The 13,483-nt window shown below is 38.2% G+C and carries 11 protein-coding genes; 1 reads left to right on the forward strand and 10 read right to left on the reverse strand.

What is annotated here, in order from left to right:
* Positions 1-18: 18 nt before the first annotated feature.
* The gene (locus MKY30_RS03940) at positions 19-396 is read left to right on the forward strand and encodes a DUF488 domain-containing protein (RefSeq protein ID WP_147211725.1); all 378 of its coding nucleotides are present in this window, start codon (positions 19-21) and stop codon (positions 394-396) included.
* 50 nt (positions 397-446) lie between these two features.
* Here MKY30_RS03940 and MKY30_RS03945 read toward each other — a convergent pair whose 3' ends face one another.
* The 10 genes from MKY30_RS03945 to MKY30_RS03990 form a co-directional block, all read right to left on the reverse strand.
* On the reverse strand, positions 447-1,154 hold the full coding sequence (locus tag MKY30_RS03945; protein ID WP_156985243.1) for a UTRA domain-containing protein: 708 nt from the start codon (positions 1,152-1,154) through the stop codon (positions 447-449).
* A 292-nt stretch (positions 1,155-1,446) separates the two neighbouring features.
* Positions 1,447-2,568, reverse strand: a complete 1,122-nt coding sequence (locus MKY30_RS03950; RefSeq protein ID WP_341082871.1) for an amidohydrolase/deacetylase family metallohydrolase — start codon at positions 2,566-2,568, stop codon at positions 1,447-1,449.
* A gap of 50 nt (positions 2,569-2,618) precedes the next feature.
* Positions 2,619-3,233, reverse strand: coding sequence for a YesL family protein (locus MKY30_RS03955; protein WP_147211815.1), 615 nt, complete (start codon positions 3,231-3,233; stop codon positions 2,619-2,621).
* Between the two features lie 47 nt (positions 3,234-3,280).
* Positions 3,281-4,177, reverse strand: coding sequence for a carbohydrate ABC transporter permease (locus MKY30_RS03960; protein ID WP_147211722.1), 897 nt, complete (start codon positions 4,175-4,177; stop codon positions 3,281-3,283).
* A 15-nt stretch (positions 4,178-4,192) separates the two neighbouring features.
* Positions 4,193-5,128: an ABC transporter permease gene (locus tag MKY30_RS03965; protein WP_147211721.1), complete on the reverse strand. Its 936-nt coding sequence runs from the start codon at positions 5,126-5,128 to the stop codon at positions 4,193-4,195.
* Positions 5,129-5,492: 364 nt separating this feature from the next.
* Positions 5,493-7,115: an extracellular solute-binding protein gene (locus tag MKY30_RS03970; RefSeq protein ID WP_246145201.1), complete on the reverse strand. Its 1,623-nt coding sequence runs from the start codon at positions 7,113-7,115 to the stop codon at positions 5,493-5,495.
* 323 nt (positions 7,116-7,438) lie between these two features.
* Entirely contained in the window at positions 7,439-8,452 is a 1,014-nt protein-coding gene (locus MKY30_RS03975; protein ID WP_341082872.1) for a lactonase family protein, read from the reverse strand.
* Positions 8,453-8,507: 55 nt separating this feature from the next.
* Positions 8,508-10,415: a beta-N-acetylhexosaminidase gene (locus MKY30_RS03980; RefSeq protein ID WP_341082873.1), complete on the reverse strand. Its 1,908-nt coding sequence runs from the start codon at positions 10,413-10,415 to the stop codon at positions 8,508-8,510.
* A 281-nt stretch (positions 10,416-10,696) separates the two neighbouring features.
* Positions 10,697-11,944: an oligosaccharide MFS transporter gene (locus tag MKY30_RS03985; RefSeq protein ID WP_147211718.1), complete on the reverse strand. Its 1,248-nt coding sequence runs from the start codon at positions 11,942-11,944 to the stop codon at positions 10,697-10,699.
* Positions 11,945-12,008: 64 nt separating this feature from the next.
* Positions 12,009-13,433 (reverse strand): glycoside hydrolase family 32 protein, encoded by a 1,425-nt coding sequence (locus tag MKY30_RS03990; protein WP_341082875.1) that lies wholly within the window; start codon positions 13,431-13,433, stop codon positions 12,009-12,011.
* Positions 13,434-13,483: the final 50 nt, after the last annotated feature.

Genomic DNA, 13,483 nt, shown 5'->3' on the forward strand with positions numbered 1-13,483 from the left:
GGAAAGGTGGAATTATGAATGTCTATCGTACTGCAGCGTATCTATGAAAAATCGAATGAGACCGGCTATCGAGTTTTAGTTGATTTAGTCTGGCCCAGGGGAATTTCAAAAAAAGAAGCAAAGCTGGATGATTGGGCAAAAGAAGTAACACCTACGCCAGATTTAAGAAAATGGTTTAACCATGATCCTGAAAAATTTGAGGATTTTAAAAAAGCGTATAAAAAAGAATTGCTAAATGATGATGAGAAGATAAAAAAATTATCTGAGCTTCAAGAGCTGCAAAAAAAGCAACGTGTTATCTTATTGTACGCAGCCAAGGATAAGGAGCATAATCATGCTCTGATTTTAAAAGAAGTTATGGAAAGTGACTTGCCTTCCCAAAATAAAGAAAGTTAAAGCTATATTGAGAGAGAACAAAAGCGTACCTGAAATGGGTACGCTTTTGTTTATACATTAAAATTTACAATATACTTATGCAAATCCGTACGATAATAAGCAACGGAATATTCTACCAGCCTGTCACGATCATCATACGAAAAACGCTCACGCTGCAGTAACGGCTGAAGTTCAATTTCCAGCATCTCGGCAATAGAAGGCTCTGGAACGGACACACTGAATTCATCTTTAAACCGGAAAAAACGAATCCCCTCCTGATATAGCATATCATACAATGAATTCACAAATACATTCGGGTCGTTTGGCAAATTAATGGATGACGGGATATAATGCCTGAAATGGATATATGGCTCTTCATTTAATGTATAAAGACGCTCCACACAATATGCACCATCTCCTGCTAAAGCGCTGACCTGCGGCATGATATCCTCTACTTTGGTAACCTCGATCAGTTTTTTGCCTAATTGATGACCTTCTCCAATCAGATATTCAGAAAAACGCTGTCCTTTTGAAAGCTTAGAAACAGCTTGGTTAGCAAGTACTGTTGTACCAATACCGCTTCTCTTCTCCACATATCCTTCCTGAGCTAACTGCTCTACCGCCCTGCGAATCGTAATTTTACTTACTTCAAATTCCTTCTCCAGCTCCGGTTCTGAAGGAATTAAACTATTTTTCGGGTACTGCCCGTTGATAATTCTTTCCTTCAGTATATCCTTTACCTGCAAGTATAAAGACCCTTGTCTTAAATTTAGCTTCATTGTAATCTCTACCTTTCTGTATCCAAATCCACTGATCCATCCGATGTCAAAACTTCCGCATAGTGCTGTGTGATGCCCTTTTATAGCTAAGAGAGAATAATTATCCTATAAGCTTTAGTATAAGTATAACTAAAGTTGCCGTTCTGTAAATATTTTTTCGTATTTCTTCTTATTGTATCAGTAATCATAACTACACTAAACTTTGTAGGCAAGAGAAAAAACAAATAATTAAATATGATACCTATCCCATCACCTGAAACAGAAACTTTAAAAAGACATACGTATCTATCTTCTATACTTCATAGGAATAATGCTTCTCCAGTTCAATGTACTCCCCGCCAAGAAAAACTGCCTGCGGTTTAATCACCTGGTTTGTAATGATTTCATTTCCTAAAGAATCTATCAGTATCTTCGTCTCGTTTTCTACTGTAAAAAAAGTAAATTCTGCACAGGAACCACGATTAAAATTCCCCAGCTCAGGCTGGTTTAAAACATATGCCGGCGTTTCTGTCACTGCACGGATAATGGTTTCCAGTGAATAGCCTAATGTTAAAAATTTAGTTAATGTATCAGCCATACTGTATACCGGTCCGTTTATCTGATTTTCCTCATAAATATCTGTACTGATTGTATCAAAATGTACTCCGGCCTCCTTTGCTTTTTTTGCAATCGGAAACGAAAAGCTTGATTTTCCATGACCGACATCAAGATAGACTCCTCTTCGTACAGCTTCAGCTAGAGCAGCCTCAACCTCCCCATTGTTCTGAAAAATATGATTGGGACTTTTCCCATGATAACAGTGTGTGAGAATATCTCCTTTATTTAACAGCGATAAAATCTCATGCAGCATTGGCGGTGCACTGCCAATATGAACCATCAGCGGTTTATTTAACGTTGTACTGTACCTTGCCGCAAGCTGCAGCGGCTTTAATCCACTATCACCTATAACACTTGCACTCATTCTTGCTTTTAAGCCGATTATAAAGGATGGATAAGCATTTACAGCATTGTTTATTGCATCCCAGGAAACCTCATCTAAATTGGCTAATTCATCTATTCGTTCTAAACCAATCCGTGAAATATTCAGGAATGCAAGCACCCTTGTTCTTGCTGTTTTTGCAATTTGGTAAAATTCCTCTATCGTATTTGCACCGCTGCTCCCAGCATCAACTACAGTTGTGACACCAGTTTGATAACCAATTTTATCAGGTGAGGCGCAATAAGGCTTATACTTCGGAAAAGCGTGTGTATGTAAATCAATCCATCCGGGGGAAGCAAACATTCCTTCTGCATCTAACAGCACTGGATAGAAACCTCCTGCATTTGCAACTATATCTTTTATTCGACTATTTTCTATTAAAATATCTACTTTTTGCCCATTTGTAAGTGATGCATTTTTTATCACTTGTATCATCTTCCATCCCCCTCCGCTCAATGCTATTTCTTATTTCTATATTTCTTTATTTATATTGCTGCTTCATACTTGGAAAATGTTTTAGATACTCCCCAAGTTATAAAGTAAGCAGAAAGGCTGCCACCAAAAAAGAAAAGCACTGCCGGGAATACTTGGAAGATAAAATAACCGGTCAAGCCGATACAAGCTAGTAAAAACACTGTGAGAATCGGATGGACAATAGATACAATCAGCGGCCATTTTAAATATTGCATCGCTTTCAAATCAAAATGGACATAGATTGGGAATAAATAAATTACGAGCATAGTCAATAAAGCAAAGACGATAACGATAGAAAATTGAGCCATCTGATAGACCAATGCGCTCTGTGCACCGAGAATTTGAAATTGAATTGAAAAGAAATATCCAAGCAGAAGCAGAATTATTCCAATACTGTTTGCTTTCCAAAATTCCTTACGATAAACTCCCCAAAATGTTGTAAAAACCGGAATCTCATCCTCGCCTCTCTGCCACTTGCGGACAATAGCAAACATCGCAACAGTTGCAGGCATGATTCCAAAGAAAAGAAGACCTGCAATCGTAAATAGAACCCATAATATATTCAGATAAGCAAGACGGGTTATCCAAATTGCAAATATATAATATCCACGAGCTACTTCTGCCATCATAATCTCTCCTTTTCTTTAAAAATATGGACTGGCATGACCCTGGTTTATTCCTTCACTGATCCGATCAATACACCCTTTACAAAAAAGCGCTGTAAAAACGGGTAAACAATAAGTAACGGCAGTGCTGACACAATAATAACCGCATATTTCACCAGAGAGGCCGTCTTTATTTGATCTGCAAAGGATTGAGCGCTTCCTGCAGCACTGGAAGCACTATCAGCACTTACTTCATTCAGTATGAGAATCTGCCTCAGTATGAGCTGGAGTGGAAACTTATCTTCTGACCTTAAATAAATCAGAGCGTTAAAATATTGATTCCATAATGCGACACCGTGGAACAGTGCCATAACTGCAATAATCGGCATGGATAATGGTAAAACTACTTTGAAAAATAAATAGATATCACTTGCTCCATCAATTTTAGCTGCTTCCACCAGCTGATCAGGTATTGTCTGCTGGAAGAAAGTCCTTGCAACTAAGATAGACCAGGCACCAACTACGCCAGGGATAACAATTGCCCACATAGTATCCAGCATTTGCAGATTGCGGACAACTAAATACGTAGGGATTAACCCGCCATTAAATAACATGGTGAATAATATAAACCACAGCCAGGCTTTCTTGCCCATTAATTCTTTCCGTGATAACGCATAGGCTGCCGGTAAGAGAACAAACAAGTGAACAATAACACCGACCGCTGTGTAAAGGATTGTATTTTTATATCCTATCCAAATAGCATCATTCTGAAATACACGTTGAAAGCCCTCAAATGTCACATCTACCGGCCATAACCACATCTTTCCTGTATTTACAGCATGGGGATCACTAATCGACGCACTAATCACAAATATTAGTGGATAAATAATGATTAACGTTATAAGCAGGACGAATAGAAAATTGATTCGATCAAACGCTTTATCCGACAAACTGAATTTTGACATCAGGCATCTCCTTCCCTACCATAGGCTGTTCTCACTGACTTTACGTGCAATTTGGTTTACGGTAATTAAAAGGACAATATTAATAGCTGATTCAAATAATCCTACAGCAGCAGCAAAGCTGTATTGACCTTCCAATATACCTGTCTCATACACAAAGGTCTGAATAACATCAGAAGTCTCTGAGTTTAGTGTATTCTGCATCAAGAGCACTTTTTCAAAACCAATTTGCATGAAATTCCCGATATTTAAAATAAATAGAATCACAATTGTCGGCATAATACTTGGAATATTAATTCTCAAAATTCTCTGCATGCGCGTTGCACCATCTACTTTTGCAGCTTCATGCAGTTCCGGATTTACACCTGCCAGCGCAGCCAGATAAATAATCGTACTCCATCCAAGTGTCTGCCATTGGCCTGACCATACAAAGATATGGCGGAACCAGTCTGGGCTTGTTAAAAATGGAATTGAATCTACCCCAAGTGCACGCAGAAAGTGGTTTATTAAACCCGTATTTGGATCCAGAAAAGCTACAAGCATTCCAACAACTACTACAACAGAAATAAAATGTGGTGCGTAAGTTAAAGTCTGTGTCCATTTTTTAAATGCACCATTTCTGAGTTCATTAAATGCCAGAGCTAAAATAATCGGCAGCGGGAACAATACAAGCATATACAGGTTTAAAATGATTGTATTTTTGAGCAGCCTCCAAAAATAATAGGAGCTGAAGAAACGCTCAAAATGTTCAAATCCTACCCATTCACTTCCCCAGATACCAAGTGTCGCAAAATAATCTTTAAAGGCAATCTGCACGCCGTACATCGGAATATAATGAAATATAAAAAAGTACAAAAAGACTGGCATCATGAAAAGGTAAAGCTGCCAGTTACGCTGAAAACTCTTCTTGATTGTGGCCCTTTTACCCCTTTGTATGGATTGGTCTTTTGCCATCTTTCAGTAGACCTCCTTCTTCATATGGAATACTGCAACCAGGTTATGAACATCATCGCAGCAAAATCCTGTTTTCATGTCTTATGTAACCCATACTCATGTTGTATCACATATCTGCTTTCCTATTATTTCCTTTAGAAAAACCAAGAAAATCACTTGGTCTTTAAAATACTGGTGTTCTTGCCGTGGAGAGGTCCGCTACGTGCAGTCACTTTCCGCGGGCTATCCTCAGCATTTTATACTTTTTTATTCTCTTAAAAAAGAGAGGGCATGAGATATACTGCCCTCTCGATGTGATATTTAGCGGGATGCTTTTAAGGAACACATGCTGATCTCTCACCCCGCGAAACGAATTATCTACAATTTAGTTAGATTGATAACGATCGTATGCAGCCTGGTAAACCTCCAGTAATTCTTCCATTCCCATCTGCTCAATCGTTTGGACATAGTTATCCCAGCCATCTAAATCTTCATCGCCTGTAATAAATTTGTCGCGCATTTCTTCAACATACTTGTTAATATCTTCACCTGTCGATTGAAGAATACGGTTTTCTTCATCTGTGAAAGTAAATCTTGGCCATACCTCATCAATTACCTGCGGTTCGATTTTTTCAGCGGCTGCCAATGATTGTGGTGCTGTTTCTCCACCTTGGAAGTAATCTTCTTTAATAATTCCGCTGATAGAACCAAGCCATGTTAAATCCTGGGCAATTGCTTGTTCAAATGTCATATCTCCTTCTGGATTTAAGATATGATCGCTATAAACAGCTTCTCCATCTTCCACTTCAAATGTTTCCCCTTCGACTCCCATATAGTAAAGCTCTGCACCTTCATCACCGTAGAAATAATCCATCCATCGTACAGTTGCCTCTGGATTCGGGTTATCACTCGAAATAACCAGGTTAGAAGGATCCCATACAGAGGACGAAAGCTTATTATAAGACTGGTGTCCGTCTGGACCTTCTAAAGCTGCTAAACTATTATACTGAGACCCTATTTCGTCTCCAAATAACTCAATTGGATCATAGAAAATCATACTTCCATACAGATTATCTGATGCATTTGCAAGGAATTGTCCCCACTCAATCGTAAAAATACTCTGATCAATTAATCCTTCTTCATAAAGCATATTAATATATTCCATCATTTCTCTATATTCATCTGTTGTTGCATAGTAACGGACTTGTGATTCATCATTTGGATCTAAGTCCAGGTTTGTATTTGATGGGCCATGATTCATTACTCCAAATGATCCGGAAAGCCATTGAACAAGCTCAACAATTGCTGTTCCGCCATAAGGAATTGTTGATCCATTTCCTGCTGGGTCAAGTTCTTTTACAGCTTTTAAGTATTCATAGAATTCGCCAGTTGTTTCCGGAATATCCATATCCAGCTCATTCAGCCATTCCTCATTAACCCAAGGTCTTGCACTCAGCCGTAAAGAAAGGAAATCCTCTTCAATCAATGCCGGCATAGAATAAATATTGCCATCCGGGAAAGTAATTGCTTTTTCAATTGTCGGGTCAGTTTCCATAAGTGCTTTTAAATTTGGTGCATATTCATCGATTAAGTCATTTAATGCTAAAAAAGAACCTTGGGAACCATAACGTAATAAATCTGTATTCGTCAGCTGTGCTAAAAAGAAAGCATCCGGCAGGTCTCCGCTTCCTAATGCTAAGTTTCGATTTTCCTCTAAAGCATCAGGACTAACCAGATTCCAATTCACATCAATATTTGTTAGATCTCTGTATTCATTCCAAATTAAAATATCATTCCAGTCATTGCCTTCATTCTGTGCGGGCTTGTTCGCAAAGAAGGTGAGCTCTAATTCTTCATCAACAATCGGGAATCCTTCCGCATTGACGTTATCACCGCTTGCTGCTTCTCCTTCTTTACCATCGCTGTCACCGCCATCATCATTGCTGCATGCATATAAAGCGCTTACAAAAACAAGAGTTGCTATTAAGAAAAACAATTTCTTTAACATAATGAACCCCCTTTTTAAGTAGAAAAAATGTAAAACGAGATTCCGCATAATGCGGTGGCTTCTATGTTCACCGTAAGTTGCGGCCGGCTTTAATAGAAGTTTCTTTTACAATCAGATACCTTCTATATTTCACTTTTTAATCTACCACTCCTTTTTCAAATTAATAATCTTAGATGCATATTATTTTGCTTATTCAAAATAGTATCACTATTTTATCAAAGTGTCAACATAACATTATAATGATTAAGATAAATTTTTTGTCTCTTTTTGTAGAACCAGCTCTAAACGCTTTAACATCACTTTATCAAAGGATATCTTAATAGTTATACACCAATGATGCACACAGGTTTTTGAATGATAAATGTATCATTTGTTATTGAATATGTATCGTTCTTTTGATGGAGGACTGTTATATTGTTACTATTCTGATTACAAACAAATAATTGATTATTTATCAATTGATTACTACAAAAATGTCTGGGCCATTCTCCACTTACAGGAATAGAGATCTCTTTTTCCAATCTGCCATTTTCTCTCACATGAAAAAGAGTCAACGAATCTGATCCTCTATTAGAGGTAATCACTTTACCATCAAAGTATTGAATTTCTGCACCATAATTCTTCAAATTATTTACTGTTTCAATTTCCTGAATGCACTGTATAGAAGCTGCCCGATCAACATACTGATATACCAATACACTTGATCGATATTCATTGGCAACATACAGCACTGGCATATCAGGATGAAAAGCGATATGCCTTGGTCCGGCTTTTTCTGGTATTGTAATGCTTTGGGATGGCAACAGACGCATCTGCTTTTCATCCCATTGATAAATATATAATCTACTTTCGCCAATATCTGTCATGATAACAAAAGAAGTCTTTGGAATTTGCCGGACTGTATGTATATGAGAGTCTTGATTATTTGCAGAGGTGAAATCAATATATTCCACCTCTTTCTGCAGATCTCCCTTTTCATCCAAAGCATAAACAACAACGCCGGCTCTTGAATAATTGCTGACAAATAAATAATTTCCGCAGTCACTTACCTCCGCGTAACACGGTCCACCATGCGTCGGTAAACGCCCTTCTTCTTTCAGACGATGATTTTCATCATCCAGTTCATAGCAGACCACTTCTCCATCTTCCACTTCACTGACCGCATACACCCGATTTTTTACCGGATGCTTCGCTAAAAAGGATGGATTAACAATACCGTTCCTCTCTCCCAAACGTTCAATTTCACCAGATTCAGCATGTATTTTTAACCAATGAATACATGCTGAACCACCTTCTCCATAACAGCCGACAAGCACTTCTGTATACTGATTATCCATCTGATTTCCTCCTTATTGAAATACTCATAGCTAAAATTAGAGTAATTTTGACTTTTTAATAAATTGGCAGTACATGGAAGAATACATTAGGTGAAGCCATCCGGTAATAATAACTGCACCAGCCTAAGCCGCTGGATTCCTCTACATTTGGAGAGTAATATAATCTCTCTTGCTCCAGCTCATCAATTTCATCCACATCGCCCTTTATATACTCATTGATTCGTACACAAGCTGTATCTAACCGTTGTAATAATCCTCCATAACGGATATCAATTACTTCCCAGCCAAAAGGTTTGTTTAAGCATAGCCATTGCTTTCGATGAGCAGCTTGAAGTGTCTTCACACGCTCTATTACCTCTGGTATAACTCTCCCGGCAATATCCTGCAGTTTTTCTCTATCGGCTGCATCATAAGCTGCTTTCAATTCGACACCTAAATTTCCTTTTTTCGCAAGGACCCGACAAAGCTTTTCCGGCACATCAAAGAAACCACCCGGGGTCTGCTGATTATATTGTCTGATTTCCTCCGCAAGCTGCTCATAAAACACTCCTACGTCCATCTTTTCAACATGCTTATCAAATAAGCCCAGCAGCACATCCTGCCATAATAAGAATTTAGAAGGATTGGTCTGCAATGTATTCCCTTTGTCCACACCCGGCGGCTGATCCATTTTATTCAACGCCAAAAGTGCATCTGGATCAATTCCGGTACAAAACAGAGCACGTTCCTTTACATGATTTACATCTATTTCTGGATGATAGGCATGTTCAGCATAATATTGCAGTCCATAAAGAGCATTGTATACATTGTTCTCATAGCCATCATCTCCCCAAAGTGTCACAAAAACATCTTCAATGCCCTCCTGCTTGCAGACAGTAAGTGCAGGTTCACTGGCAGTCAGGGAAATTTGATAGTTAGGGGCAAATGTATTCCACACCCACATGCCGCCAGCAAATGCCGGCGTACTGCCAAAACGCTTCAATTGCTGCAGCATTCGCTTATAATGCTCTTTATCTGCTTGAGCATACTGCCAATACATATATTGCACATTATCTGGCAGCTGATTAACAATATACTCTGGTAAGTCAGTCGTTTTGTCATAGCTGTCCCCCGTTTCGGAAGCCAGTTTTAAAAACATATCACTCCACATTACAGCATGCAGATGATATTTATCAGTTATCTCCACAATCTTATCCAAATGTGCCTTCATTAAATCAAAGCGGTTTTTAAACCCATTGATATTTAAATATCTGCCACGCCCTACCTCTTCCGCTTCATCCATGCCGATATGAATACGATTGCTCCGGAAAGGCTTTGTTGCTGCAGCAATCATACGGTCCAATAAATTATACGTATCGTCACTCTCTAATAATAAAGCCCCCCGCGTATCCTTATATTTATAAGCTGCATCCCATTTGAGAAACTCCTCTAAATGTGCCAAAGTCTGAATACAAGGAATCAGCTCTATTCCAAATTGATTTGCATAATCATCCAGCTCCCGCAGCTCCTCTTCACTATAGCGCCCGCGCATATAACCAAAATAAGGCTCTTCTTCTACTTCATATGTATCCTCCATATACAGCATAGCTGCATTATGACCCATCACCGCTAATTTCCGGATAAAATCCTTTAAAGTAGACAGCTTCATTGTCATATTACGCGATAGATCAAACATAGGTCCTACACTGGAAAACTGCATCTCCTCCTGAATACTAATCTGTTTATTTCCTTTGTTTAACTCTTCTAAAACTAAACCCAGCGCTCTGAAAAAATGACATGGCTGCTGATAGGTAATTGTTCCGGCTCCTTTATCAAATTCTACGATTAACCCTTTGACATGATTATCCTGCTTGCCCGTCAGCTTTGTTCCTCCTTTTTCCGCAACAGTAAATCCAAAAGCATCCTGTAATTCCTCAATTCCTGAGCGCAGATTTTCCACATCACCCTTAAACAAAATATCCAAATGTCTTCACCCCTTCATAATATATGCTGCTCACTTTAAATCATAACGTTATAATGTATTGCTTTATAAAAAAAGTTCTTCAAAGAGAACAACACTTAAATGATTTCTTTTTAATTTTGAAAACCCTTCCAAATAGTTAATTTCGCCTTTTATTCGTAAACTCCTTCTTTTTCTACAAAAAAATTTTAAATGCCAAATATTATTCCTGTGTTCTTCCGGCAGATGCATTTTTCTGCATAGAAAAAAGCAATGAACTGCGCAATCAGTTCATCGCTTTTTATTTAATCTTTTGCCATCGCAAATTCATGCTCATCTAATTTTTGTTCTTTATTATTGTTATTCAATGCAAAAATCGAGAAGATAACAAATAATACTACAATCGCACCCAGAATATAAAATGTTGTCTCATAGCTGGTCTGGTCATAAATCCAGCCAACTAATGCAGAAAAAACAATAACACCAATTTCACTCGATACCTTAAATCCAATTAGATAAACGGTTGCAGATAGCCGTACATCAAAGTTCGCAGCGATATATTTAAACACTGCAATCAATAGGATTGGTAATTCAACTGCGTGAAGCATTTTCATAAATGAAATACCAAATCCGCCTGTGACCATTGCTGAACCAATGATACGGAATGCCATGATACTTCCTGCCAATACAAGAGAACGCTTAATTCCGACCTTGTTAACGATAAATGGTGCCAGAAATAAGAAGATGGCCTCCACAAATACTTGTGCGGAGTTTAAGATTCCATAAACTGTATTACCATCGGCACCAGCTCCGGAGAACAAGCTTACAAAGTATACTGGGAAGAGCTGCTGGTCATACACTGTATAAATACATACTGTTCCAAACAGATATATAATTAAAAACCAGAATACCTTATTTGAAAATAAAAAGCGGATATCTTTCATAGATATATTAGAAACACTTTTTTCTTCCGTTTTGGAAACTTCCACCTTAAAAAATACGTTAATTAAAAGAAAGATAACTCCTGTTCCTGATGCAATCCAGAAATTAATATGCGGGTTAATGCTCATTAATGCTCCTGCACCGATGGCAGCAACAGCATAGCCTAAGGAACCCCACATCCGTGCTTTCCCAAATTCAAAATCGTATTTACGGCTCAGTTTTTCAGTAAAGGATTCCAAAAATCCTGCCCCGGCAATAAAGCCTGCTCCTAAATAGATAGCGCCGACCGCTGCACCAACATAAAAATTATTTAAAAGTAAAGGTTCATATACATAAACAACAAATGGTGCGATAAAAACCAGTACCACACTCTGTAACCAGACCAGATTTTTCTTCGTGCCCAACTTATCCTGCATATACCCATAAAGAATCATAAAGAATAAAGAAAAGAATGAGTTGAACGAATAAATTGTCCCTACCTGTGCGCCAGTCAATCCAAGACTGTTATTCAGCCAAATTGCATAGAAGGACCACCAGATAGACCACGTAATAAAGAAGAAAAAGAGATAACCGGATGAAAACCAATACTTACTGTTCTTTAAAAAATCCATTTCTATAAGATCCTTTCTTTATATACTGGGGGAGGAGCAGTTTTACTCCACTACCCAGCCGATATTATTTCCAAATAGAATTCAGGTTTGTACATGTTATATTTTCTATCTGCAATGCTTCATTTACAGTGAATATTTCCAGTTGCACTACTGTTCCTTTTGGATAAATCAGATTTGTAGATACGCTCAATCCTTTATTTAAAAATATCTCTACGGATGATCTATCAATAATCGCTTGCAGCTCCTGAACATCCAAGCCATGTAAGCTGCCTTTTATTTCTTCCGGAAAATCCTCTGAAAAGTCGGTTAATCCTTCAGTACGGTAGAGCGTATAGGTGTCTTCTGCTTTATTGAGTTCTAAACAGAATACTTCATCTTGATCTGTAACAAATTTCATGCCCCATTTCGTGCTGGCTGACGTTTTAGAAATCTGTAGATTTACTTGTCCAGTATCACTAATTCCATAGCTTTTTGTTGTATCCGTCTGAATGTCTATATTCTGATAAGATATTACTTCTTTATTGTTATCTGTGATAATCGGTTCTTGCTTTAAGAAAAGATCTCCACCTACTTCATTTAAAGACATCTTCCGCACCAGACTCATTGCACTGCGCCAAGGAGATACAGGAACAACCCCTGCGTACTGCCAATTATTCATCCAGCCAATCCAGTACGTGTCTTCTGTATTATCCCAGCTGACTGCCGCGTAAAAGTCTTTTCCTGTGTCTGCCCATTTTAAGGCATCCTCCGATTTTTCATTCGGATGAAATTCTTTTCCATCAAAGCTTCCCGTAAAGTAATAAACTGCCGAACCTCCATTAGGCCCATCATCATTAATGCTTACAATAAGAACCCATTCCTTTTTAGAGCTGTTCTCTACCGGTAAATAAAGCAGGTCTGGACATTCCCAAACACCGATATGGGAAGGATATTCTTTTCCAAATGACGATAGATATGTCCAATCAATTAAATTAGGTGAACCATAAAACTGAATATGGTCTCCACACGCTAATACCATTACCCATTGCTCACTGTCTTCATGCCAGGAAACCTTTGGATCACGAAAATCCTTTATTTTTGTATTTGGAATAACTGGGTTCCCTTCATACTTTGTCCAAGTTCTTCCTTTATCTTTACTGTAGGCGATACTTTGCTGCTGACTCTCGCCATCATGTGTAAATATTGCGACCAATCCTCCGGAACCGTTTTCAAACAAGCCACTTGTATTATTTTTATCTACGACTGCTGATCCGGAGAATATCGTTCCTAATTCATCTGGAGCTAAAGCAATCCCATGTTCTTCCCAATGGTACAGGTCTGTGCTTGTTGCGTGTCCCCAGTGCATATCTGCATGATCATTAGCATTCGGGTTGCGCTGATAAAATAAATGATACTCTCCTTCATAGTAAACAAGGCCGTTCGGGTCATTAATCCAGTTTTCCTTTGGTGTGAAATGAAGCTGTGGTCGATGTTTTTCTTGATATGACATTAAAATCTCCCTCTCTTAAAATTATCTTATATTTATGAAAACCATTGAAA

This window comes from Oceanobacillus sp. FSL W8-0428 (genome assembly GCF_038004405.1).
Classification (GTDB): domain Bacteria; phylum Bacillota; class Bacilli; order Bacillales; family Amphibacillaceae; genus Oceanobacillus; species Oceanobacillus sojae.